This is a genomic window from Nocardia sp. NPDC058058 (genome assembly GCF_042885355.1).
Classification (GTDB): Bacteria; Actinomycetota; Actinomycetes; order Mycobacteriales; family Mycobacteriaceae; genus Nocardia.
On sequence record NZ_JBHVSA010000002.1, the window covers coordinates 1,631,987 to 1,656,361 of the forward strand.

A 24,375-nucleotide genomic window follows, 5' to 3' on the forward strand; every position below is an offset into this window, starting at 1 on the left:
CCTCGAGGCTACCGACCGCGTGGCGCCCCGTTGCCATTGCCGTTCCCGTTGCCGTTCCCATTGCCATTCCCGCCGCCCGTACTGGGTGTGGTGGTCAGTGGTGAACCGTCCGCGGGCGCCACCGGTTGCCCGGACATCGGGCCCGCCCCCGGATCCTGGGTCGGCTGCGATTGCGCTCGCTGCTGATTCTGCGGATTCGGCGCCAGTCCCGGCACCGGAATCGTGATACCGGGCAGGATCTCGACCTGGCTCTGGGTGATCACCGGCGGCAGCACCGGCGAATCGGTGGTGGACGGCGCGGTGTACGGCGCCGACCAGGACGGCACGCCCGCCTGTCCGGCGATGGTGCCGGGCTTGGGGAACTTGCCGTTCGGCACGCCCTTGAGCGCGCCGTCCATGGTGCCCTTCCAGATATCGGCGGGCAGGCCGGAGCCGTAGATCATGCCGCCGTTGGCATTTCGCAGTTTCACGCCCTGCTCGGTGCCCATCCAGACCGCGGTGGACAGCTCGGGGGTGAAACCGACCATCCAGGAGTCGCGGTTCTCGCCGGTATCGCCGAGCTGGTTGGTGCCGGTCTTGGTGGCCGAATCCCGGCCGCCCGCCAGATTGTGATTGCGCGACCAGGCCGCGATCGGCTTCATGGCATCGGTGACGTTATCCGCCACGGCCGCCGAAACCCGCTGTTCGCCGGCGGTTTCGCCGCGGTCGAGCAGGACGGTGCCGTCGGAGGTGACGACCTTCTGCACGAAGTGCGGCGCCCGGTACATGCCCGAGGCGGCGATGGTGGCGTACGCGGAGGCCATATCGAGCGGGCGCACCTGGTACTGACCCAGTACGACACCGTTATTGGGGCCGCTGCCGTCCGGTTCGGTGAGGGTCTTGCCGACGCCCGGGATGGTGTCCGGGATGCCGAGCTTATGCGCCATATCGGCGATCTTCTGCGGGCCGTTGCCCGGCATATCGAGCATCATGCGGTAGAAGCTGGTGTTCAGCGATCGCTTGAGCGCCTCGGCGATGGTGCACATACCGCACTGCTCGCCCTCGACGTTGGTGATCTTGATGCCGTTCACCGTCACCGGGGAGGAGTCGTACAGCGTCGAGAGCGGCTTGCCCATCTCCAGGTTCTCGGCCAGACCGAACACCTTGAACGAAGAGCCCGGCGGCAGACCGGCATTGGCGAAGTCGTAGCCCTGACCGTCGGTGCCGCCGTAGTACGCGCGCACCGCACCGGTCTTGGGATCCACCGAAACCACCGCGGTGCGCAGGATGTCCGGCTCACCGTCCATGGTCTTGTTCACCGAATCGACGGCCGCCTGCTGTGCCTTCTGATCGATGGTGGTGGTGATCTGCAGACCCTCGGTGTTCAGCTCGTGCTCGCTGATGCCCGCGGTCTCGAGCTCCTTGAGCACCTGGGTCTTGATCAGACCCTCCGGACCGCCGTCCATGGTCTTGTCACCGGCGGCCTGCGCGGCCGGAATCACCTGCGGGTACTGCATTCCCGCGCGCTGCGCGGCGGGCAGGTTACCGCCGGAGACCATACCGTCGAGCACATAGTTCCAGCGCGTCTGCGCGCCCTTGGGGTTCTTCTCCGGATCCAGGTTGGACGGCTGCTGAATCGTCGCCGCCAGCATCGCGCCCTCGGACGGATCGAGTTCGGAGACCTTCTTGCCGAAGTACGCCTTGGCCGCCGCGTCGATGCCGTACGCGCCACGACCGAAGTAGATGGTGTTCAGGTACGCGGTGAGAATGTCGTCCTTGGACCACTGCCGCGCCATCTTGGCCGAGATCACCAGCTCGTGCAGCTTACGGCTGAGCGAGCGTTCGTCACCGACCATCGCGTTCTTCACGTACTGCTGCGTAATGGTGGAACCACCACCGGCGCTGGCCTTGCCCATGACATTGTCACGCGCGGCGCGCACGAAGCCGGAGATGGAGAAGCCCGGATTGGTGTAGAAGTCCCGGTCCTCGGCCGCGATCACCGCGTTGCGCACGTGCGGCGGAATCTGGTCGATGGTCACATCGGTGCGGTTGCCCTCGGGCGGAACGACTTTGGACAGCACCGAGGTGCCGTCGGCCATGTAGATGGTGGCGACCTGATTGGTTTTCAGGTCACCGGCCTTGGGTACGTCAACAGTCGAATAGGCGACCAGGAAGATGGTGCTCGGCGTGACGATGAACAGTGCCATCAGTACGTACGCCACCCGGCGCACGATCTTCCACGGCGACTTGCGCTTCGGACGCTTGCTGCCGCCGCCCCCGCCCGAACCTCGTTCGCCCGGACGCCGCGGCGGCGGTCCACCCGGCGCACCGCCCTGCGGGCGGCGACCGACCGCGGGCTCGGCGCCCGACGGCGGCCGGGTGCGGTCGTCATTGCGGGTGCGGTCGGCGACGCCCGCCCCCGCGCGGGCCTGCACCCGCGGATTGCGATCGGAAACCCGTTCGGCGCGATCGGAAGTCGCGGCCCGCTGCAGATGCGCGGGCACGGCCTGGCGGCCGCCGGTGTTCATCTTCTGGGTGGCATCGGGCGCGGGCAGCTTGCGCGTCGCGTCCGGATTGGGCCGCCCCGGCGGCGGCGGACCCGGACGGCGCGGCGGTTGCTGACCCTGCGGCGCGGGACCGCGCATCGGCTGCCCCTGCGGTCCGCGCGGCGGCTGCCCGCCGGGACCGGGACGGCCCGGCTGCCCCGGGCCCATGCCCGGCTGGCGCGCTCCTGGCGGCGGACCCTGCGGTCGCGGCGGCGGATATCCGCCGGGGCCGGGTTGCGAACCGCCACGCTGGGGGCGGCCGCCGTGCGGTCCGTCGTCATAGGGCGATGTCACAGCCTGGCTCTCCAATAGCTACTCGATACTTACGGTCCTAGCCCGGGGTGGTGGGTCCTTGCGGCAGTTGGCCGCTGCGGGCACGCGTGTACCCGCGCATTCAGCAGTCGGTGCGGCCCTTCACTCGGCCGCGCGGCGGCGGGCGCCCGATCGACGGCGGCCCGGCGCGGGCGCCAGGCCCGCCACATAGGACTGCACCAGGTGGTTCCAACTGCAGGTCCGGCACACCTCGACCACGTGCACCGAGAACTCCTCGCGCGTCTCGGCCAGCCGGATCAGTTCTTCCGGTGTGCGCGCGGAACCGGCGGCCGGTCCCAGAGCGTCACCGTAGACCCACGATACGAGAGTCAACTGCTCTTTCCGGCAGATGGGGCATGTGACCTCGCTCCCGCGCCCATGGAATTTCGCCGCACGCAACAGGTACGGATTCGCATCGCACACCGACGAGACGTCCACGCGGCCCGCGTAGACGTCGGCCAGCAGCGACCGGCGCCGGAGCGCATAGTCCACTACCTGCCGCTGTATTCGCACGCGACCCAGAGTACTTGCGGCGGCACGCCCCCCGCACGCCCCCGAGTGACTCTCAGGGTTCCGTCAGACACCCCGATGGCCGTCCCGTCTCGCTAAATATATCGGCGCGATATAGTTTGTAATCGCATCCATCGGTTAGGTCTGAAGACAACAGTCAGGAGGGGGTGAGGCCCGGTGCTCGAGTTGGCAATCCTCGGGCTGCTCCTCGAATCTCCGATGCACGGCTATGAGTTGCGCAAGCGGCTCACCGGTCTGCTCGGCCCGTTCCGGGCCTTCTCGTACGGGTCCCTGTATCCGACCCTCAAGCGCATGCAGACGGATCGCCTTATCGCGGAAGAGATTCCACCGGGGTTGACCACGCGGCGTGCGCGGCGGGTCTACCAGCTGACCGATCTCGGCCGGGAGCGGTTCGCCGAACTCCTGGCCGATACCGGACCACAGAACTACACCGACGACGGCTTCGGCGTTCACCTGGCTTTCTTCAGCCGCACCCCCGCGGAAGCGAGGATGCGGATTCTGGAAGGTCGGCGACGGCAGGTCGAAGAGCGCCGAGAAGGACTGCGGGAAGCGATCAAACGAGCCAGCGGGCAACTCGATCGCTACACCCGCCAGCTCCATCAGCTCGGTCTCGAATCAAGCGAGCGCGAAGTGCGCTGGCTCAACGAGTTGATTGCTGCGGAGCAATCGACGAAGGCGGCACCACAGAAAGAGGGAAATAGCGGCCATGAGTGAGAACAACACCGAAGTTCGGGTGGCCATCGTAGGTGTGGGTAACTGCGCGTCTTCCCTGGTTCAGGGTGTGCAGTACTACAAGGACGCTGACGAGACCGCTACCGTTCCGGGTCTCATGCACGTCAAGTTCGGCCCCTACCATGTCCGCGATGTGAAGTTCGTCGCCGCGTTCGATGTCGACGCCAAGAAGGTCGGCTTCGACCTCTCCGACGCGATCTTCGCCAGCGAGAACAACACCATCAAGATTTCCGATGTGCCGCCGGCCGATGTGCCCGTGCTGCGCGGTCCGACCCTCGACGGCATCGGCAAGTACTACGCCGAGACCATCGAGCTGTCCGAGGCCGAGCCGGTCGACGTGGTCAAGGCGCTCAAGGATGCCAAGGTCGACGTCCTGGTCTCCTACCTTCCGGTCGGTTCGGAAGAGGCCGACAAGTTCTACGCGCAGTGCGCCATCGACGCGGGTGTTGCCTTCGTCAACGCGCTGCCGGTCTTCATCGCCTCGGATCCGGTGTGGGCGCAGAAGTTCGTCGACGCGGGCATCCCGATCGTCGGCGACGACATCAAGTCCCAGGTCGGCGCGACCATTACGCACCGCGTGATGGCCAAGCTGTTCGAGGACCGCGGTGTGCAGCTGGACCGCACCATGCAGCTGAACGTCGGCGGCAACATGGACTTCAAGAACATGCTCGAGCGTGAGCGCCTGGAGTCCAAGAAGATCTCCAAGACCCAGGCCGTCACCAGCAACCTGAAGAAGGAACTGGGCGAGGGCAACGTGCACATCGGCCCGTCCGATCACGTGGGCTGGCTGGACGACCGCAAGTGGGCGTACGTGCGTCTCGAGGGCCGCGCCTTCGGTGACGTCCCGCTGAACCTGGAGTACAAGCTCGAGGTGTGGGACTCCCCGAACTCGGCCGGCATCATCATCGACGCCGTCCGCGCCGCCAAGATCGCCCTCGATCGCGGCATCGGCGGACCGGTCATCCCGGCCTCGGCCTACCTGATGAAGTCCCCGCCGAAGCAGCTCGCCGACGATGTCGCGCGCGCCCAGCTCGAGGCCTTCATCATCGGTGCCGAGTAGGTAGCGTTCACCAACGGGTGAGGGAAGGGCGGGACCGCGATTCGCGGTCCCGCCCTTGGCTTTTCGCGCAGTTCGACGGTCAGTCGAGGGAGACGTAGACCTCGACCGAGGTCGGCCCGGTGTAGCGCTCGATCTCGGCGGTGTGGGATCGGGTGATGGTTCCGGCGTTCTCGGCCTTGGCGACCTTGGCCCAGGCGGTGCGGAGCAGGTCGTAGGGCTTGTCCGAGACCACGAATTTGGCATAGCGCCCGGTGGGGATCCGGGTCAGCACGTCCCCGGTGTCGAGATCGTCCAGACCCGAGAGCTCGTAGCCGAGCACCGCCACGGCGTGGTCGTTCTGGCCGATGTAGGCGGCCACGCGCGATGCCTTCTTCTCCCGGGCGAGATAGCGGTCCCAGGTGAAATTGACCAGATCGAGGTCCCGCGCGGTGACCTCGCGACCCGCGAGCGGGATGGTCAGCCCGCCGACGAGAAACCCGTCGAGGGTGATGATTTCGAAATCCACAGCCCCTACCCCTCCGCGCCTGCGTGCAGCGCGACGAAAACCTCCACGGTCCGGGAGTCCGGATACCGTTCGAAATCCCCGGTATACGCGCGGGTCAACGTGCCCGAGGCTTCCAGATCCCACACCGTGCGCCAGATGGAGGCGATGGTGTCGCCCAGGTTGTCGCCGGTGCGGGTGAAGCGCGCGAAGGTGCCCGCGGGAATCCGGGCGAGCACATCGCCCGGCAGCAGGTCGTCCAGGCTTTCACAGCGGTAGCCGACGATATGGGTGAGATAGGAGCCGATCTCGGGCGCGTGATCGACATACGCGGTCGCGGGTGGCCCGGGCAGGCTGCGGGCGAGGTTCTGTTTCCAGGCGTCCTCGACCTTGGCGCGGCGCGGTCCCTCGACCGCCAGCGCCGGGCTGCGTAGCACCGTTCCGGCCACCAGCGTCTCGTGGCGTTCAACTACATTGAAATCCACCGGCGTCGCCCCTAAGTCTCGTGCTGTCTCCGACCCCACCCTGCTCCCAACCCGCATCCTGCCACCGATGTCCGGAGTCGATGGCACCGGTGGCCGTTTCCACAATATCCGTGGCCGGGGGCGGATGGGTCCGGTAGTCGGGATTCATGATCAACTAGCCCGGAACCGGGATGCTGAGGCCCGGAAATATCTCCACCTGGCGTGGCTCCGGCGCGGGCGGAATGATCACCACCGGCTCCTGCTGCGGACCCGGGCCCGGGTTGAGTATGTCGTAGTTGCCGCTGCCCGGCGCCGCGCCGGGCAGGTCACCGGGATTCGGGAATTGCTCCACCGGCGCGCCGTCGAGGGCGCCGTCCATGGTCTGCTTCCAGATATCGGACGGCAGCCCGGAACCGTAGATCGCCGCGCCGCGCGCGGTCCGAATCGGTTGCGACTGTTCGGTTCCCACCCAGACCGCGGTGCACAGCGACGGGGTGAACCCGACCATCCAGGCATCCTTGTTCTGCCCGGTATCGCCGAGCTGGGTGGTGCCGGTCTTGGCCGCGGACGGCCGCCCGGCCAGATTGTGATTGTTCGAGTACGCGGCGATGGGCAGCATGGCCTGGCTGACGGTATCGGCCACGGTGGCCTGGATGCGCTGCTCACCCTTCTGCGGTGCGGGGCCGCGATCCAGCAGCACCCGGCCGTCCCCGGTCACCACCTTCTGCACGAAATAGGGTGCGCGATAGGCGCCGGAGGCCGCGAGGGTCGAGTACGCCGAGGCCATATCGATGGGCCGCACCGAATACGCGCCGAGCACGATGGACGGCAGCGGCTGTCCGCCGTCCTCGGTCAGCGTCTTGCCCGCGACGCCCGGGATCTGATCGGGGATACCGGCCTGATGTGCCGCGTTCGCAATGGCTTTGGGTCCCTCGAACAGCGTCTGGGTGAGCCGGTAGAAGCTGGTGTTCAGCGAGCGCTTGAACGCCTCGCCGAGTGAACAGGTGCCGCAGGATTCGCCGCCGACGTTCTGGATCTTCTCGCCGTTGACGGTGAGCGGTGTGCTGTCGAGCTTGTAGGACAGCGAGATTCCCTGTTGCAGCGCGGCCAGTACCGCGAAGGTCTTGAAGGCGGAACCGGTTTGCAGCGGGGCCTGTGCGAAGTCGAAGCCGATGCCGTCGGGTCCGCCGTAGTAGGCGCGGACCGCGCCCGAGCGCGGATCGATAGAGACCACCGCCGTGCGTAACTCGCCGGGTTGTCCGCCCATCGTGTTGCCGACCGCGCCGAGCGCGGCCTGCTGTGCCCGCGCGTCGATGGTCGTGAAGATTTGCAGCGCACCGGTATTGAGCTCCTGCTCGCTGATTCCGGAGGCGCGCAGTTCGCGCAGCACTTGCGCGCGGATCAGTCCTTCCGGGCCGCGCGGGATATTGTCGCCGACCTCGGTGGCGGGCACGATTTCCGGGAATTGCACGGCGGCCCGGTCGGTGCGGCTCAGCACGCCCATCTCGACCATGCCGTCCAGCACGTACGCCCAGCGGGCGCGCAACTGCGGCAGATGGGTTTCCGGATCCAGGATCGACGGGGTGCGCACCACTGATGCCAGTACCGCGCTCTCACCGAGGTTCAGCTCCGGAACCGGTTTGCCGAAATAGGCTTTGGCGGCGGCGGAGATGCCGTACGCGCCGCGACCGTAGTAAATGGTGTTCAGGTAGGCCGCGAGAATATCGTCCTTACTCCACTGCCTGGACATCTTGGCGGCGATGATGAGCTCGCGCATTTTCCGGCTCAGCGTGCGCTCGGAGGTCAGGAAGGCGTTCTTCACATATTGCTGGGTGATGGTGGAGCCGCCGCCCGCATCGTCCTTACCGGTCAGGTTGTCGCGTGCCGCGCGCAGGAAGGCCGAGGTCGAGAATCCGGGATTGGTATAGAAATTGCGGTCCTCGGCCGAGAGTATGGCCAGCCGCATGGGCTGCGGCACGTCGGTGAGCGGCACCGGAGTCCGATTGCCTTCGGGCGGAATGACCTTCGCGATGACGGTATTGCCGTCCGAGGTCAGGATGGTGGCGATCTGATTGGTCTGTACCGCCGACGGATCGGGGATCTCCGCGCTCCAGTAGGCGAGTCCGAGCAGCATGGCGGGCAGCACCAGGAAGATGACGACCAGCGCGGCGATCACCCGGCGCACGCGCTGCCCGCGGGTGCGCGGCGGACGCGTGGCCGATTCGGGCCGGCTCGGCGGTTTCGCGCGCCGGCGCGGTTTGCCGTGCGACGGTTGCCGCTGCAGCGGCACGGTCGGGAGCTCGTTCCACCCTGCCATGGTGGCGTACGGGGCCGGTTCGTTTCGGCGCCGCTTGCGGGACGAGCTCACGATCATCTCCTTCCGGAGCGTCGAAAAAGCTTGTGTACGTCAGAGCGCCGCAGGCGCGGCGCGACCCATGCTAATCGACGCTACCGTCAGGATCAGGACTTCACGCCGCCCGCGGTGAGACCGGAAATGATGCGGCGCTGGAAGAGCAACACCATGATCACCAGCGGAATGGTGACAATGGTGCCCGCCGCCATGATGGCGGCATAGGGCTGTACCAGCGGATTATTACCGGAGAAACGCGCCACCGCGACGGTGACGGGTTCGGTCTTATCGCTGGAAAGCAGTCGCGCCAGCAGATATTCGTTCACCGCGGCGATGAAAGCCAGAATGGCCGTGGTGAATACGGCGGGCGCGGCGAGCGGCAGCATGATCAGCCGGAACGCCTGGAAGCGGGACGCGCCGTCGATGCGCGCGGCTTCTTCGAGTTCCCAGGGCAGTTCGGTGAAGAACGAGGCCAGGATGTACACGGTCATGGGCAGCACGAACGAGATGTTCGGGATGATCATGGCCTGGTAGTGCCCGATCCAGCCGAGGTCGGTGAACAGCTGGAACAGCGGTGTCACCAGCACCACGACCGGGAACATGGACGCGCTCAGGATGAGCCCGGAGACCACGTACTGACCGCGGAAGGTCAAGCGCGCCAGGGCGTAAGCGGCCATGACGCCGAGCAGCAGCGCGATGACCGTGGTCACCGATCCGATGATCACGCTGTTCAACAGCGCGCGCCCGAAGTCGTTGCCGCGGTTGGTGCTGAACGCGTCGCGGAAGTTGTCCAGGGTGACGTGTGTCGGCCAGGGCGTGTTGTCGAAGGTGTAGGCCGGATCGCGCAGTGCGGTGACGACCATCCAGTAGAACGGGCCCAGGCCCCACACCAGCACGATCAGCGCGCCGAGATAGACCCGGCCCGAGGCGAGTCGCTTGGTCCACGGAACCGTCTGCGCCACCGGCTTTTTCACCGGGGCGGCGGGAGCCTTGCTCATATCGATGCTCATCAGTGCGCCTCCCGCTGTGCTTCCTGGGTGCGAACCGCGTTGGCGCCCAGCACCTTCACCAGCAGGAACGCCACCGCGAAGATGAGGAAGAAGGTGATCACCGACAGTGCCGAGGCGCTGTTGGGACCCTGTCGCACCTGATCGACCACCAGCATCGAGATGGTGCGGGTGTTCGGATTGGACTGGGTCAGGATCGCGGGCAGGTCGTACATGCGCAGCGCGTCCATGGTGCGGAACAGCACGGCCACCAGCAGGGCGGGCTTGAGCAGCGGCAGTGTGATCTGGGTGAAGCGCTGCCACGCGGACGCGCCGTCGACCTTGGCGGCCTCGTACACATCGGCCGGAATCACTTGCAGCCCGGCCAGAATCAGCAGCGCCATGAACGGGGTGGTCTTCCACACGTCCGCGATGATGACCGCGAAACGCGAGGGCCACTGATCGGCGGTCCACAGGATGTGGGTGCCGAGCACCCGGTTCACCACGCCGTCGTACTGGAACATGAACTCCCACAGGCGCGCCGTGACGGCGGTGGGGATGGCCCACGGAATCAGCACGGCGGCGCGCAGCAGGGCGCGGCCCTTGAATGTCTTGCCCATGATGACGGCCATACCGAGGCCGATGGTGGCCTCCAGGGTCACGGTCACCACGGTGAAGAACAGCGTGACGCCGATGGCCAGCCAGAACTGCGAGCCGAGATTGCCGGTGGGGCAGTCGACGGTCTCACCGAGCGAGTTGGTGCACTGCTGCAGCAGCCAGTGCGTGTAATTGTCGAACCCGGCGCTGCCGCCCTTGGTGAACATGCCGGTGGACTTGTCCAGTCCGGCGTCCTTCTGGAAGGACATGTACACCGCGCGGACGACCGGATAGCCGACCACGACGGCGAGGGCGAGCAGCACGGGCGTGACGAACAGCCACGGCTTGGCCGATCCGCCCGGGGCGAATCGGCGTTTACCTTGCGGCGGTGCGGGTTTCACGGGCTTGCCAGGCAGGTCGGGCGTCGCGACATCGGTCGCTCCCGAAGGACGTGACACCGTTTATCTTCTCCTACGGGGACGGACTCGTCGGACTACGAACCGGCGGTCTCGATGCCCTTCTGCATTCCGACAATGGCGTCGTCGACGGACTTCGTACCGGTCAGCGCAGCATATGCGTTGTCCTGGATGGCCTTCGACACCGCCGGGTAGAACGGGGTGACCGGACGCGGCACGGCCGAGGCGATGGAATCCTTCAGCGCGGGCAGGTACGGCATCTTGGCGATCAGGGCCGGATCGTCGTACACCGAGGCGCGCACGGACGGCAGCGCGCCCTGGGCGACGATGTGCTGGGCGTCCTCGCTGATCAGGTAGCGCAGGAAGTCCAGCGCGGTGGCCTTGTTCTTGGAGAACGTGGAGATGGCCGCGTTGTAGCCACCGAGGGTGGAGGCGCCGATGCCGTCCTTACCGGGCAGCGGGGCGACACCGAACTTGTCCTTGACCGCGGAGGCGTCCGAGCCCGCGTCACCGAAGGACGACGGCCAGCCGCGCATGAACATGAGCTTGCCGGTGACGAACGCGTTCTGCGATTCCGGCTCCTTGAAGGAGATGGCTTCCTTCGGGATATCGGCGTTCTTGTACGAGTCCACCAGCACCTGGAGGCCGGCCTTGGCCTGCGGGGTGTTCACGGTGGGGGTCTTGCCGTCGGGGCCGACGAAGCTGCCGCCGAAGGCGTTGATGACCTCGGCGGTGTTCACGGTCAGGCCCTCGTAGGGCGCGAACTGCCCGGCGTAGCAGCCGATTCCGGCTTCCTTGGCCTTGGGGCACTGGGCCAGCAGTTCGGTCCAGGTCTTGGGCGGTTCGGGGGACAGGTCCTTGCGGTAGAACAGCAGGCCGCCGTTGGTGTTTCGCGGTGCGGCGTACAGGGTGCCGTTGTAGGTGGCCGAGGCGACCGGCGGCGACAGCAGGGTGGAGGTGTCGATCGCGAAGGAGTCCTTCAGCGGCTGGATCCAGCCCTGCGCGGCGAACTCCGCGGTCCACGGCACGTCGAGCGCGACCACGTCGTAGTCCGACGACTTGGCCTGCAGATGCTGCTTGAGATCGTCGTACTGCTGAGAAGCGTCGTTGGACTGCTCCTTGAACGTCACCTTCTCATCCGGGTGCGCGCTGTTCCAGCGGTCGATGAGCTGTTTGACCGCACCGGTCTCGGTGGTGTCCTTGCCCTCGACGTAGGTGATCGGGCCGCGCCCGGTCAGGTTCTGTGAGGCGGCGTTGCTCCCCGAGTCGCTCGAGCAACCCGCGGCGAATGTCGCGGTCAACAGCGCGGCCGAGGTGACAGCCACCGCGGCGCGCGGGACGAGCGACGATCGTAGGGACGACACCTTCTTCAAAACCATCGCGGATACTCCAGGGTCGAGACGTGAGCGGCAGCACACTCAGCCGGTTGCACAAGGGAAGATACATGGTGGATCTTCCCCGTGCCCGGACTACCTCGGTCTTCGCACCCCCGCCCGGTAGGTCCCCGCACCGAGTCATCCGATCATCCGCCCAGCTAGGCTGGGTGCCGATGTCTTCTCAGGACAAGTTACTCACACGTATCGGCGGGCTGCTGCGCCAGGCCGAGTCGACCGATAACGAGCATGAGGCCGAGGCGTTCCTGGCGGCCGCACAAAAGCTCGCCACCCGGTCCTCGGTGGATCTGACTGTGGCGCGGGCGCATATCGCGAGCCGGGAGCGGCGGCCCACCCCGATGCAGCGGGTGATCCCGATCGGGGAGCCGGGCAAGAAGGGGCTGCGCACCTACGTGCAGCTGTTCGTGGCGATCGCCGCGGCCAATGATGTGCGCTGCGATGTGGCGCGGTCCTCGACGACGGTGTACGCGTACGGATTCGACTCCGATATCGACACCTGCGAGGCGCTGTACGGCAGTCTGCTGGTGCAGATGGTGCGGGCCTCGGACCAGTACATCAAATCCGGGGCGTACAAGAGCGCGACCACCGAGAAGATCGTCGCCGAAACCCGCTGGGGCCGAACGATTCAGAAGCGGGTGCAGGCTCCGGTCGCGGCGGTGACCGCGCGCCTGAATTTCCAGATGGCGTTCGCGGCGCGCATCGGCCGCCGTCTGGCCGAGGTCAAAACCGAGGTGGAGGCAGAGGCCGTGCGCACCGAAAACCTGTCCACCGGAACGGCTCTCGCACTGCGCAATAAAGAGCTGGAGTTGACGGACTTCTACTCCAGTACCTCCGAGGCGCGCGGTACCTGGCGCGGGCCGCAGGCGTCGGCGGGCTACTCCGCCGCCGCCCGTCGCGCCGGTGACCGTGCCGGGCGCGCCGCGCGGCTGGGCACCGCTCCCGAATTGGGTGCGGGCCGCGGGCAATTACCGCGCGGTGAGGGCTGACCTCCGCCGTGCGTGACTCGCAGCGGTCACAGGTGTACGACGCGGAAATGCTGGTGCGCGGGGCTTTCGAGCGGGCCGACGAGTTCGGGGTGCGCACCGTGGAGGTGCTCGGCTCACAGGTGACCCTGCCGGTGGAACGGAAGTTCGCCTCGGTGGAATCGGTGCAGAGCTATGTGGATAAAGTGCTGGCGCTGAATTGGGTTGCCGCCCAGTGGAAAAGAGCCGATGTCCCGATCACGGTGCGGGCGCGTTCCGGGGCGCGGGCCGCGCACTACGAGGCGGATGACGCGGTACTCGCGGTACCGCTGCACGTGCACGGAAAGGCCTGGGCGCTGCGGGAATTGGTGATTCTGCACGAACTGGCGCATCACCTGGACGCCGAGCACGCGGTGACCGCGCCGCACGGGCCGGAATTCTGCGGCCGCTATATCGAGCTCGTCGACGGCATCGTCGGACCGGAAGCGGCGCTGTTGCTGCGCACCACCATGTATTCCTGTGGCGTGCGCGTACTTTGAGCGCCACGCCGGATCGCGGTTGCGGCGGAGCGAATTCGATGCCATGATCGGATTCATGATCTCCTTCTATGGAAAGGCGGCCACCGCCTCGCAGCGGTGACCGCGGTCGCCACCCCGCGCCGGCCCAGCGCCCGTGGGGTTTCCCTGGTAGAACCCGTCGAAATCGCGTGCCGATTACGCGATGAATGGCTGCGGACCGGATTGTCCACCGCACCAGCCGATCGGGATATCGCACAGCGTGCCGTCACCGAGCTGTATCGGCTCGTCGGTCAACCACCACCGCAATTCGTCTGGGTGCCCTCACCTGCGGCGGCGGTGGAATTACTGCGCGATGATCCGGACGCGCCACCGGGCGGCATCGGAATTCCGCCCTCGGATGAGCCATTTCGCAACTGGCCATTGATACAGCGTCTGATCGGCATCAAATCCGGTATGCGCCGGCGAATGATCGAGCGCACCGAGCCCGAACGAGAATGGTGGCTGCGCGGACCTTCTTTGCCCGCGCACGAATGGGCGGTGATGTCGCCGCGAGAATTGCTGGCGGCGGGTATTTCCGCCCCGCGGATTCTCGATAATCTGGTGCATCTGCCTTTGCAGGAATCATTGCGCGACAGTATGTATCGGCCGATGCGCACCGAACTGCTCGGTCCGGAGGGGCGGCGCACCGATATCGCCGGATATGAGCAGTACGACACCTGGACCGTGGCATTCCACGACGTGAATCGGGTCGCCGGATTGGCTCGATACCGCGATGACGATGCGCATCAACTCGATCAGTGGGTGGCCCTGGCCCGGCACGCGGGCTGGTGGTGGCCCGGTCCGAGGCGCTGTGTGCTGTCCGAACGGCCGGTCGCGGTGCATACCGAGGCGCAGCAGAGTGCCTGGTACGGCGAGGTTCGGTTGCACAACGACGCGGGTCCGGCGGTCGAATTCGCCGATGGCGCGGGCGTATTCGCGCTGCACGGCACCTTCGTCCCGGAGTGGGTGTTCACCGATCTGACCGTGGAGCGGGTGCTGGCCACCCGCAATATCGAGGTCCGGCGGGCCGCCGTCGAACGGCTGGGCTGGGACGAATTCATCGATCGGGCCGGGCTCACCCTGCTGTCCACCGCTGCCGATCCGGGCAATCCGGGCGCGGAACTGCGGCTTTACGACAACTGGCGCGATCGCACCCGAGTCCTGCTGGTGGTCAACGGTTCTCGCGAACGGGACGGCACCCGTCGCCGCTACGGCCTCAATGTCCCGGTGACCATCGGCGATCCGGTGGCCGCCGCCGGCTGGTCCTACGGCTTGACCGGCGCGCAATACGCGCAATTGCTGCGCCGCACCTGAAACTTCTCACACCCGAGGTGATCTCATGACCATTACCCTTGCCGAATTGACCGCCCGCACCGGTGTCGACGTCCTCGACCACCTGGAAACCCAGGTCGCGGTCCCCGCCGTCGCGGGCCTGCAAGCCCAGGGCGATCTGATTGTCATCCCCATCGACCTGGTCGCCAATGTCCGTGTGCCCGACAACCGCTGGACCGAGGTTCCGCGGGCGGGCATCGAAATCATCCGCGGCGCAACGGGAGCCAACCCGCACGTCCTGGTCGCCGATCCCGGTGTCTGCCGCTGGACCACCCGCGTCGCCGACCCCGAGGGCCTGGCGCTGGGCTGCCTGGACACCCGCGCCACCGCCTACCTGCTGCACCCCGAACACGGCGGCAGCGGTATCGCCCCCGGCCGCTACCTCATCCGCCGCCAGCGCGAACGCACCCTGACCACCTCCGGCAGCATGCGCAATGCCCTGATCGCCGACTGAGCACAGCACCGCAACCGCGTTCGGCCACAGCGGTATCCGTGCCCGCCTGATCAAGACGTGCACGCCGGGGTGACCGGCCGCGTGGACCGAGCGATGCCCGAGCCCGTCGAGTTGGGCCGCTCGCTATGGCAGGAGCGGCGCTACCCGTTCGAGGCGCTGCCGCCACCACCGTTCCCGTTCCGGATCGGGGTGGCGGTAGCGCTCCACCAGTTCCGGGTCCGGTGTCGGGGGCGCGGGCGGGACGGTGAGGTATCCATCCACCGGGCGCAGTGATTCGCTCACCAGATCGCCGGTGAACAGCGAGAGCGTGTCCAGGCCGCACGCGAATTCCAGTTCGGGAAGGGTTGCGGCCAAACGTATTTGAGCGGCGAGTCCGACGCTGGTCTCCAGCGCCGACGACACGATGGCGGGCAGTCCGGCCGCCTCGGCCACCTGGAGTGCGCGCCGCACCCCGCCCAGCGGCGTGCACTTCAGCACCGCGACGTCCGCCGCGCCCGCCACCGCCACCCGCATGGGATCCTCTGCGCGCCTGATGGATTCATCGGCGGCGATCCGCACAGTCACCCTGCGCCGCACCTGCGCCAATTCCTCGATGGTCCGGCAAGGCTGTTCGACGTACTCCAAGCCGCCGGCCGCCTTGTCGATCAGCGCGATCCGCTCGACGGCGGTCTCCACATCCCACACCGCGTTGGCGTCGATCCGCACCGCCCCGTCCGGCCCGAGCGCCTCCCGGGTGGCGGCCACCCGATCCAGGTCCTCGGCAAGCGAATCCGGGTGATCGGCGACCTTCACCTTCGCGGTCCGGCATCCCGACCCCGCCACGATCTCGCGTGCGCGTTCCGGCCCCACCGCGGGCACGATGCAGTTCACCGGGACCCGATCCCGCACCGGTTCCGGCCATCCGAGAGTTGCCTGCTCGACCGCCGTGGCGAGCCAGGCCGCCGCCTCCCGATCGTCGTATTCGGCGAACGCGCAGAACTCACCCCACCCCAGCGGCCCGGGAATCAACATCCCCTCGCGCACGGTGATCCCGCGAAACCTGGTCCGCATGGGAATGGCGTAGACGATCGCGGCGTCGAGATCCGCCCCCGAGGCTGAGTGCAAAGCGTGCTCGCTCATCCCCGCCGAGCCTACTCACGCCGCATGCGAAAGACCCTGCTTCCCTGTGGAGATGGGCGCACACTGGTGCGAGAGTGTGGCGGGAATGACGCGCACGCGGCCCGATGTTGTCGATCTGGACCCGCGTCGCGATAACAAAGTGGCGTCCGGGTCGCGACGCGGCGACAATGCCCGGAAGCAATCGATCGACCGGGGGAGCCCATCAGCATGTACCCACCCAATGAACCGCGTCGGACCGGCCCGGACGGCAGCCCGCCGAACTCCGGCCCCGTCCCCGGCGACCCGGGCCAGACGCGGCGACAGGGTGGACCCGGCGACCCGCAGGGAGATCCGAACCAATCCCGAGGCTCGAGCGGCCAGGGCTACCCACCCACCCCCATGCCACCCCCGGGCCCAGGCGCCCCACCGCCCCACGGCCCCGGCGGCCCAGGGCCACAGCGCAACCCGGGCGGCCCCGGCCGCCCCCAGGGCCCCGGCGGCTTCGGCGGCCCGGGCGGACGCGGCGGCGCACCGGGAGCCGGTGGTCCGGGAGGTCCCGGGCCAGGCGGACCCGGTCAAGGTCGCGGGCCGGGCGATCCAGCGTCACAGCGGAATCCGGGCCGAGCTCCGGGCCAGGGAGGCCCGGGTGGGCCATACGGGACGGGGCAGCATGCGCCGTGGGGCCCGGAAGGGCCACTGTCACAGCCGGTTCCGGGGCCGGGTTTCGGCCCCGGCGGGAATCGGCCCGGCGGCGGCGAATCAGCTCCGAACGTGCCCGGCGCTGGCGACGAAACCGTCCGCCAGACTCTGTCCAAGAGCGGCGAAACCGCAGCCGATCGTTCGAAAACGGCTGAATCCGAGTCCAATTCCACGAATGCGCCTACCCAGGTCAGCCGCAAGGACACCCTGCTCGCCGCACTGCTTTTCGCGGTGGATATCGCGATCGTGGCGCTGTTCTCCTACGACCTGTTCGGCAAGGCCTTCGGCCTGGTCCGCAACCGCTGCACCGCCAAGAAGGATTTCTCGGTGCAGTGCACGGTGATTCGCCCCGCCGGTTCCGCCCTTTGGGGCCTGCTGATCGCGGGCGGCGGCATGTCCCTCGCCCTGGTCGCCGCCCTGGTACTCGCGGCGGTCGCGGCCATGACCGGCCGCAGGGCCTGGTGGTGGACGGCGGCGGCGCTGCCGATCATCGCGATCTGCGGCCTGATCGGCCACTTCCTGGTCGGCAACGCCGTCGACTGAGGCGGTGTCACGGTGAGCGCAGCCTGGTTCGGTCTCGCCGGGGCGTTGGGCGGAGTCGCTCTCACCGCCCTGACGGGGCTGGTGGTCGCGATTCTGAACCATCGCTGGCAGGTGCAACACGCCGAGCGACAGTTCCGGCATGACCTGGTCAAGGCACTGCGGGAAGAGCGGCGCGAGGCGTATGTGCGGTTCTGGTCGGAATGGAACCGACTCAACGACCTGCTGGTGCGGCTTCGCGATGAAGTCAGCGAATACGGCAGCCCGCGATCTGTCGATCTGGCTGACCTCGTGGCGAATAGCGACTGGCCGCAAATGGACTCCGAATGGCGAGAGGCCGCCGGGGTGCTCCTGCTGATCGGGGGACCGGGCGTGGTGCTGTCCGCTGAGGAATTCTTGGGCGCCGTCTACGCCAAAGCGGCTGCGGCGCGGAGCGGGGAGCGGTTCGCCACCACTCCGGCGTACCAGCGGCTCAATGCTGCGATGCGGGATGAGTTGCTGCCTTAGCGGGCATGCTGGAGGTATGGCGGAGCGGTGGCGGCCGCCGGTTCGGCCGGTGGATCTTGTTGTCGCCGTGGTGATTTATGTCGCGGCGGTGGTTGCGGGGTGGGTGCTGGCCGCGTTTGTTCCGGATTATCGGGTGCTCGCCGGTGGGGGCGGCGAGCATCGGTATCTGCCGGTCGCTTATTTCGTGGGGTGGTTCGGGATTGTTGTGACGCTCTTGGTGATTCCGTTGTGGGTGCAGCGGGCGGTGCGGTTGGGGCAGCGGGCTTGGCCTACCGCGTTGGTGGCGTTCCCGCTGCTCATCGAATCGTGGGTGCTGGGGTTGCTCACCGCGATTGTCGCGGTGTCCCTGTGACTTCGGGGGGTCAGAGGCGTTCGTAGATGGTGGCGTTGGCGAGGCCGCCCGCTTCGCACATGGTTTGCAGGCCGTAGCGGGCGCCGCGGTCGTGCATGGCGTGGACGAGGGTGGTGGCGATGCGGGAGCCCGATGCGCCGAGGGGGTGGCCGATGGCTATCGCGCCGCCGTTGACGTTGACCTTGGACAGGTCGGCTCCGGTGTCGTGGGCCCAGGCCAGGACCACCGAGGAGAAGGCTTCATTGACCTCGAACAGGTCGATGTCGGAGAGTTGCAGGCCGCTGCGCTGCAATACCTTTCGGGTTGCGGGGATCACGGCGGTCAGCATGAGCAGCGGGTCGTCGCCCGCGACGGCGAAGCTGTGCAGGCGGGCCAGGGGTGTGAGGCCGAGTTGCGCGGCGCGCTCGCTGGTCATGATCAGAACCGCGGAGCTGCCGTCGTTGATCTGGCTGGCGTTGGCGGCGGTGATGTTCCAGCCGATCTGCGGGAAGCGGGCCGCCATCTCCTCGCTGTAGAAGGCGGGCCGCAGGTTGCCGAGGGTTTCCAGGGTGCCGCCGAGGCGGATGCCCTCATCGGCGGTGAGTCCGGCCAGCGGCGCGAGCTGGGCGTCGAACGCGCCGTCTTTGGTTGCGCGGGCGGCCTTTTCGTGGCTGCCGAGCGCGAATTCGTCGAGCTGGGCACGGGACAGTCCCCATTTGGCGGCGATGAGTTCGGCGCTGATGCCCTGCGGGACCAGGCCCTCGGGATAGCGTTCGGCGAAGCCGATACCGGCGATATCCTCGGCGCCGATCAGGTTGGCGCCCATGGGTACTCGGCTCATGGATTCCACGCCGCCCGCGACGACGATGTCGTACGCCCCGGCGATGACGCCCTGCGCGGCGAAGTGAATGGCCTGCTGGCTGCTGCCGCACTGCCGGTCGACGGTGGTGGCGGGCACGGATTCGGGATATCCGGCGGCCAACATCGCGCGGCGGGTGAGGTTGCTGCCCTGTTCGCCGACGGCGGTGACCACGCCGCCGATGACGTCGTCGATGAGTTCCGGATCGATGCCGCTGCGCCGGACCACTTCGCGCAGGCTGTGCGCGAACAGATCGGCGGGATGCTGCCCGTGCAGCGCGCCATTGGCTTTGCCCTTGCCGACCGGCGTGCGGACCGCTTCGACGATGACTGCGTCTCTCATGGCTTGTCCTTCTCGGAGTAGCTGGCTTCATTGCCCTAAACCCAGGCTACGAGCTGGCCATAGTTGAGGCAAGTCAGCACGTGTATGATGTACGCCATGTCCGTCGTATTGGAAGGAAAGCTCCGGGACCTGAGCGCGTGGAAGCCCGAAGGCTGCTCCATCGCCAAGGCCCTCGATATCGTCGGCACCCGCTCGGCGATGCTCATCCTGCGCGAGGCCTACTACGGCGTCACCAGGTTCGACGGTTTCGCCACCCGCATCGGCATCACCGATGCGGCCGCCTCCAGCGCACTGCGCAAACTCACCGATGCCGGACTGCTGGAGAAGCGCCCCTACCAGGAGGAGGGTAAGCGCACCCGGCACGAATACATCCTCACCCCAATGGGTTTGGACCTGCTCCCCGCTGTTCTGGCGCTCTGGCAGTGGGGCGATCAGTACCTCCAGGACGGCACACCGCCACTGGAACGAGTGGAGGACGCGACCGGCGAACCGGTGCGCGTCGAAGTCCGCTCCGCCTCGGGAAACGAAGTCCCGCTGGAGCATCTGCGCGTCCGCGTGAACAAGAACTGGCGCCGCGGCGCATAGACCCCCGTCGTCCCGGCGCGTTCTCGGCCGGGACCCACACGTGCGCGGTGGATTCCGGCCACGAGCACGCCGGAATGACGGGGTGGGGATCAGTTCAGTCGACGCCCGTCTTCGGGGTTGAAGAAGTAGATGTGCTCGGAATCCGTGGACAGGCTCAGCCGTGCGCCCTTGGCGGGCGGGTTGCGCCAATCCGCGCGCGCCACAATGGTTTCCCCGTCACCGAGGGTGCGGCCGTAGATGTACGCGTCGGAGCCCAGCTCCTCGACCACATCGACCTCCATGCCGATGCCCTGACCGTCGGCGACCGGTTCCAGATGCTCGGGCCGCACGCCCACAACGATATTGGGCCCGGTGCCCCCGGAAACGGTGCGCGGCAGTTCGAGCCGATGCCCGCCGAGCGTGACGCCGCCGTCCCGCACCGGCAGCGTGAACAGATTCATGGCGGGCGACCCCATGAACCCGGCCACGAACAGGTTCGCCGGGTTGCGGTACAGATCGCGCGGTGAGGCGCACTGCTGCAGCAGCCCGTCCTTGAGCACCGCGACCCGATCGCCCATGGTCATGGCCTCGACCTGATCGTGCGTGACGTACACGGTGGTGGTGCCGAGTCGCCGCTGCAATTGCGCGATCTGGGTGCGGGTCTGCACGCGCAGTTTCGCGTCCAGGTTGGACAGCGGCTCATCCATGAGGAACACCTGCGGCTGCCGCACGATGGCACGACCCATGGCCACGCGCTGGCGCTGACCGCCGGACAGCGCCTTGGGCTTGCGATCCAGGTAGGGCTCGAGGTCCAGCAGTTTGGCGGCTTCCAGCACGCGCTGCTGCCGCTCGTCCTTGGCGACCTTGGCCATCTTGAGCGCGAACCCCATGTTCTCGGCGACGCTCATATGCGGGTACAGCGCGTAGTTCTGGAACACCATGGCGATATCGCGTTCCTTGGGCTCGGCGTGCGTGACATCGCGATCCCCGATGAGGATGCGCCCGTCACTCACCTCCTCGAGCCCCGCGAGCATGCGCAGTGAGGTGGACTTACCGCAGCCGGATGGACCGACCAGCACCAGGAATTCGCCGTCGGCGATCTCCAGATTCAGTTCGTCGACGGCGGGTGTTGCCGAGCCCGGGTACAACCGGGTGGCCTTGTCGAAAGTGACCGTAGCCATGCGAAACGCATCCCTTCACCGGCAGGAACGTGCCGGACGATCCGTAGTAGAGGGGTTGGACCCGAGCCGGGGCTCGGGTCCTGGGCACGATATCAGCCGGTGAACGGCCCCGCCGAGCCGTGATCAGGCACCCGGGCGCGACTCGTGTTCGATGCCTTCGTGTTCCGCGCCGCGCTGGAAGCGGAGCAGGCGTAGGGCGTTGGCGACCACGAGCAGGGTGGAGCCCTCGTGGATGAAGACCGCCGGGCCGATGGGGAGTCCGATCAGGGTGGCGGGGACCAGACCCGCGACGATGATCAGGGCGACCGTCAGATTCTGGCGGATGATGGACGCGGTGCGGCGGCTCAGGGCGACGGCGAAGGGCAGGCGGCCGATATCGTCGGTCATCAGCGCCACATCGGCGGTTTCCAGGGCGACGGCGGAACCGCTTGCGCCCATGGCGATTCCGACCGAGGCATTGACCATGGCGGGTGCGTCGTTGACGCCGTCGCCGACCATGGCGGTGCCACCGTTGGCACTGATCCGCCCGATCATCTCGACCTTGTCCTCGGGCAGCAGGCCGCCGTGCGCGGCATCGAGGCCGAGACCGTCGGCGACCGCGTCCGCGACGCGCTGATTGTCGCCGGAGATGACGACCAGATCGGAAATGCCCAGTGCGCGCAGCTTTTCCATCACCGCGGCCGCCTCGGCGCGCGGGGTGTCCATCACCCCGACCACGCCGAGGTACCTGCCGCCGCGGCGCACGATCATGGTGGTGCGCCCGGCCGCGTGCAGGCGGTCGACGGTGTCGGTGATGGCGGCGGGCACTCCGTCGGGATCGATTTCGGCGAACATGGTGAGGTTGCCGATCTCGGTGGGGCTGCCGTCGACCAGCGCGGTCACTCCGCGTCCGGTCACCGAATTCACCTGTGTGGCATCGGTTTCGGTATCGGCGGGCACCAGCAGTTTCAGGTCGCGGGTGATGGCGCTCGCGAGCGGGTGATCACTGAACGATTCCACCGCGAACAGGGTGGCGATCAGGTCATCACGCATGTCCTCGCGCGCGGGTTCGATATCGGTGACCCGGGGCTGTCCCCAGGTGAGCGTCCCGGTCTTGTCGAAGGCCATCGACCGCACCCGGCCGAGCGATTCCAGCGGCCCGCCGCCCTTGGCGAGCACACCTGCCTGCGCGGCGCGTGCGACTCCGGCCAGCACCGCGCTGGGCGTGGCGATGGCGAGCGCACAGGGGCTGGCCGCGACCAGCACCACCATGGCGCGATAGAAGCTGTCCGCGAACGGCTCGCTGAGAACGAAAGCGCCGTAACCGATTACGGCGAGCACGCCGAGAATGACGGCGGGCACGTAGATCACCTGGAAGCGATCGATGAACCGCTGTGTCGGCGATTTCTGGGTGTCGGCGTCACGCACCATGGCGATCACCCGCGCGAGGGTGCTGTCGGCGGACCTACTGGTGACCATGATCTCCAGCACCCCGGACCCGTTCAGGGTGCCCGCGAAAACCCGCTGCGATTCATGTAGCGGCGTGCGGCTCGCCAGTGCGGCGGCCGGATCGTCCACGGCTCGCTTCTCGACCGGAATGCTCTCGCCGGTGACGGCGGATTCGTCGATGGCGCTGACGCCTGAGACCACGATGCCGTCCGCGCTCAGGCGCGAATTCGGCCGCACCACAACGATATCGCCGATCTCGAGATCCTCGACATCGATCTCGACGACCTTGTCCGGCCCGCGCCGCACCAGTGCGGTGCGGGGTGCGAGTTCGCCGAGCGCCTCGATGGAGCGCTTGGCCCGGCTCATGGCGTATTCCTCGAGCGCGTGGCCGAGGCTGAACAGGAACAGCAGTACCGAGCCCTCGGCCCACTTGCCGACAGCGGCCGCGCCGACCGCCGCGATCAACATGAGGAAGTCGACCTCGAACCGCCCGCGCCGCACGGTATTGATCGCGGTGCGCACGGTGAAGAAGCCGCCGAGCAGATAGGTGGCCCCGAACAGCGTGGCAGCGATCCACGGCGGGGTGTCCAGCAGGTAGCGGGCGACCATACCGCCCGTATAGGTGACGCCGGATCCGATGGCGAAGGCCATCTCCATACGTGGTCCGAGCAGGCCATGTCCGTGATCGCCGTCGTTCGCCGAGTGACGGTCCGGGGTGTTTGCGGTTCGCCGTTCGTTCGCCGTCGCGTTCATAATTTTCACCATAACAGCAATACATGCGTATGTCTGCATGTATTGAATCGGACGTATCGTTCGGAGGTACCGGAATCCAGTTCCACGAGAGGAAGAGCCACGTGAGCCGACCGGTTCGTATCGGAGTTCAGCTGCAACCCCAGCACGCCCCCAACTACGGATTGATTCGCGACGCGGTGCGCCGATCCGAGGACGCCGGGGTGGACATCGTCTTCAACTGGGATCACTTCTATCCCCTGTACGGCGATCCGGAGGGCGCGCACTTCGAGTGCTGGACCATGCTCGCGGCGGTCGCGGAGCAGACCGAACGGGTCGAACTCGGCGCACTGGTCACCGGCGGCGGCTACCGCAATCCCGAACTGCTCGCCGATATGGCCCGCACCGTCGACCAGATCAGTGACGGACGGCTCATCCTCGGCATCGGCGCGGGCTGGTTCCAGAAGGACTACGAGCAGTACGGCTACGAATTCGGCACCGCCGGAAGCCGTTTGGCGCTGCTCAAGGAAAACATGGCGCGCCTGACCGACCGCCTGGCCAAACTGAATCCGCAGCCGGTGCGCGATATCCCGATCCTCATCGGCGGCGGCGGTGAGAAGAAGACGCTGCGCCTGGTCGCCCAGTACGCGGACATCTGGCACAGCTTCGCCGATCTGGAGGTGCTGAAGCGCAAGTCCGGCATTCTCGCCGAGCACTGCGCCGAGGTCGGCACCGAGGTGACGAGCATCGAGAAGTCGGTGGATTGGCCGGGCGCGGACAAGGCCGCGGATTTCGTGGCCCAGGGCGCGACGCTGTTCACCGTCGGCGTCGGCGGCCCGGACTACGACCTGAGCACCGTCGAACAGGCCATCGCCTGGCGCGACAGCCGCTCCTGACCGACGCCGACGGGCCGTCCTGGACTCTCGTTGATGGCAAGTCTGGTT

At 67.3% G+C, this 24,375-nt stretch carries 23 protein-coding genes; 11 read left to right on the top strand and 12 right to left on the bottom strand.

Annotated elements, in window-relative coordinates:
- Positions 1 to 8 precede the first annotated feature (8 nt).
- Positions 9 to 2,186: a transglycosylase domain-containing protein gene (locus tag ACFVUS_RS22170; protein ID WP_387770113.1), complete on the bottom strand. Its 2,178-nt coding sequence runs from the start codon at positions 2,184 to 2,186 to the stop codon at positions 9 to 11.
- Positions 2,187 to 2,939: 753 nt separating this feature from the next.
- A complete protein-coding gene (locus ACFVUS_RS22175; protein ID WP_387769160.1) occupies positions 2,940 to 3,350 on the bottom strand; it encodes a DUF5318 domain-containing protein in 411 nt (136 codons plus the stop codon).
- Positions 3,351 to 3,524: 174 nt separating this feature from the next.
- On the opposite strand from ACFVUS_RS22175, the gene ACFVUS_RS22180 reads away from it, so the two are divergent.
- Both ACFVUS_RS22180 and ACFVUS_RS22185 read left to right on the top strand, forming a co-directional pair.
- Positions 3,525 to 4,082 carry a PadR family transcriptional regulator gene (locus ACFVUS_RS22180; RefSeq protein ID WP_364636546.1) on the top strand — a complete coding sequence of 186 codons (558 nt, stop codon included), beginning with the start codon at positions 3,525 to 3,527 and terminating at the stop codon, positions 4,080 to 4,082.
- On the top strand, positions 4,075 to 5,160 hold the full coding sequence (locus tag ACFVUS_RS22185) for an inositol-3-phosphate synthase (RefSeq protein WP_387769164.1): 1,086 nt from the start codon (positions 4,075 to 4,077) through the stop codon (positions 5,158 to 5,160). Before ACFVUS_RS22180 ends, ACFVUS_RS22185 begins: the two co-directional genes overlap by 8 nt.
- 79 nt (positions 5,161 to 5,239) lie before the next feature.
- Here ACFVUS_RS22185 and ACFVUS_RS22190 read toward each other — a convergent pair whose 3' ends face one another.
- The 6 genes from ACFVUS_RS22190 to ACFVUS_RS22215 form a co-directional block, all read right to left on the bottom strand.
- A complete protein-coding gene (locus tag ACFVUS_RS22190) occupies positions 5,240 to 5,665 on the bottom strand; it encodes a GyrI-like domain-containing protein (protein WP_387769167.1) in 426 nt (141 codons plus the stop codon).
- 5 nt (positions 5,666 to 5,670) lie between these two features.
- A complete protein-coding gene (locus ACFVUS_RS22195; RefSeq protein ID WP_387769170.1) occupies positions 5,671 to 6,126 on the bottom strand; it encodes a GyrI-like domain-containing protein in 456 nt (151 codons plus the stop codon).
- Between the two features lie 154 nt (positions 6,127 to 6,280).
- The gene (locus ACFVUS_RS22200) at positions 6,281 to 8,479 is read right to left on the bottom strand and encodes a transglycosylase domain-containing protein (protein ID WP_387769173.1); all 2,199 of its coding nucleotides are present in this window, start codon (positions 8,477 to 8,479) and stop codon (positions 6,281 to 6,283) included.
- A gap of 86 nt (positions 8,480 to 8,565) precedes the next feature.
- A complete protein-coding gene (locus ACFVUS_RS22205) occupies positions 8,566 to 9,465 on the bottom strand; it encodes a carbohydrate ABC transporter permease (protein WP_387769176.1) in 900 nt (299 codons plus the stop codon).
- Positions 9,465 to 10,439, bottom strand: coding sequence for a carbohydrate ABC transporter permease (locus tag ACFVUS_RS22210; protein WP_387770116.1), 975 nt, complete (start codon positions 10,437 to 10,439; stop codon positions 9,465 to 9,467). The genes ACFVUS_RS22205 and ACFVUS_RS22210 overlap by 1 nt, the downstream gene beginning before the upstream one ends.
- 92 nt (positions 10,440 to 10,531) lie before the next feature.
- Positions 10,532 to 11,833: an ABC transporter substrate-binding protein gene (locus ACFVUS_RS22215; protein WP_387769179.1), complete on the bottom strand. Its 1,302-nt coding sequence runs from the start codon at positions 11,831 to 11,833 to the stop codon at positions 10,532 to 10,534.
- Between the two features lie 170 nt (positions 11,834 to 12,003).
- Between ACFVUS_RS22215 and ACFVUS_RS22220 the strand changes: the two genes are divergently transcribed.
- From ACFVUS_RS22220 to ACFVUS_RS22235, 4 genes are all read left to right on the top strand, one after another.
- Positions 12,004 to 12,834: a DUF2786 domain-containing protein gene (locus tag ACFVUS_RS22220; RefSeq protein WP_387769182.1), complete on the top strand. Its 831-nt coding sequence runs from the start codon at positions 12,004 to 12,006 to the stop codon at positions 12,832 to 12,834.
- 8 nt (positions 12,835 to 12,842) lie between these two features.
- The gene (locus ACFVUS_RS22225; RefSeq protein ID WP_387769185.1) at positions 12,843 to 13,349 is read left to right on the top strand and encodes a TIGR04338 family metallohydrolase; all 507 of its coding nucleotides are present in this window, start codon (positions 12,843 to 12,845) and stop codon (positions 13,347 to 13,349) included.
- Between the two features lie 96 nt (positions 13,350 to 13,445).
- Entirely contained in the window at positions 13,446 to 14,681 is a 1,236-nt protein-coding gene (locus tag ACFVUS_RS22230; protein WP_387769188.1) for a DUF6745 domain-containing protein, read from the top strand.
- Positions 14,682 to 14,706: 25 nt separating this feature from the next.
- On the top strand, positions 14,707 to 15,153 hold the full coding sequence (locus ACFVUS_RS22235; protein ID WP_387769191.1) for a hypothetical protein: 447 nt from the start codon (positions 14,707 to 14,709) through the stop codon (positions 15,151 to 15,153).
- Between the two features lie 123 nt (positions 15,154 to 15,276).
- Here ACFVUS_RS22235 and ACFVUS_RS22240 read toward each other — a convergent pair whose 3' ends face one another.
- Positions 15,277 to 16,272: an o-succinylbenzoate synthase gene (locus ACFVUS_RS22240; protein ID WP_387769194.1), complete on the bottom strand. Its 996-nt coding sequence runs from the start codon at positions 16,270 to 16,272 to the stop codon at positions 15,277 to 15,279.
- 750 nt (positions 16,273 to 17,022) lie between these two features.
- Between ACFVUS_RS22240 and ACFVUS_RS22245 the strand changes: the two genes are divergently transcribed.
- Genes ACFVUS_RS22245 through ACFVUS_RS22255 form a run of 3 tightly spaced genes read left to right on the top strand, consistent with a single transcriptional unit; the run spans position 17,023 to position 18,349 of the window.
- Positions 17,023 to 17,493, top strand: coding sequence for a hypothetical protein (locus ACFVUS_RS22245; RefSeq protein ID WP_387769197.1), 471 nt, complete (start codon positions 17,023 to 17,025; stop codon positions 17,491 to 17,493).
- Between the two features lie 12 nt (positions 17,494 to 17,505).
- Positions 17,506 to 17,997, top strand: coding sequence for a hypothetical protein (locus tag ACFVUS_RS22250; RefSeq protein WP_387769200.1), 492 nt, complete (start codon positions 17,506 to 17,508; stop codon positions 17,995 to 17,997).
- 16 nt (positions 17,998 to 18,013) lie between these two features.
- Positions 18,014 to 18,349 (top strand): hypothetical protein, encoded by a 336-nt coding sequence (locus tag ACFVUS_RS22255; protein ID WP_387769203.1) that lies wholly within the window; start codon positions 18,014 to 18,016, stop codon positions 18,347 to 18,349.
- A 10-nt stretch (positions 18,350 to 18,359) separates the two neighbouring features.
- Here the strand turns inward: ACFVUS_RS22255 and ACFVUS_RS22260 are convergent, their stop codons facing one another.
- A complete protein-coding gene (locus ACFVUS_RS22260; RefSeq protein WP_387769206.1) occupies positions 18,360 to 19,529 on the bottom strand; it encodes a thiolase family protein in 1,170 nt (389 codons plus the stop codon).
- 96 nt (positions 19,530 to 19,625) lie between these two features.
- On the opposite strand from ACFVUS_RS22260, the gene ACFVUS_RS22265 reads away from it, so the two are divergent.
- Positions 19,626 to 20,114 carry a winged helix-turn-helix transcriptional regulator gene (locus ACFVUS_RS22265; protein WP_387769209.1) on the top strand — a complete coding sequence of 163 codons (489 nt, stop codon included), beginning with the start codon at positions 19,626 to 19,628 and terminating at the stop codon, positions 20,112 to 20,114.
- An 89-nt stretch (positions 20,115 to 20,203) separates the two neighbouring features.
- On the opposite strand, the gene ACFVUS_RS22270 is transcribed toward ACFVUS_RS22265, so the two are convergent.
- Together ACFVUS_RS22270 and ACFVUS_RS22275 are read right to left on the bottom strand one after the other, a co-directional pair.
- The gene (locus tag ACFVUS_RS22270; RefSeq protein ID WP_387769212.1) at positions 20,204 to 21,274 is read right to left on the bottom strand and encodes an ABC transporter ATP-binding protein; all 1,071 of its coding nucleotides are present in this window, start codon (positions 21,272 to 21,274) and stop codon (positions 20,204 to 20,206) included.
- 123 nt (positions 21,275 to 21,397) lie between these two features.
- Entirely contained in the window at positions 21,398 to 23,455 is a 2,058-nt protein-coding gene (locus ACFVUS_RS22275) for a heavy metal translocating P-type ATPase (RefSeq protein WP_387769215.1), read from the bottom strand.
- Between the two features lie 101 nt (positions 23,456 to 23,556).
- Between ACFVUS_RS22275 and ACFVUS_RS22280 the strand changes: the two genes are divergently transcribed.
- On the top strand, positions 23,557 to 24,327 hold the full coding sequence (locus ACFVUS_RS22280; RefSeq protein WP_387769218.1) for an LLM class F420-dependent oxidoreductase: 771 nt from the start codon (positions 23,557 to 23,559) through the stop codon (positions 24,325 to 24,327).
- Positions 24,328 to 24,375: the final 48 nt, after the last annotated feature.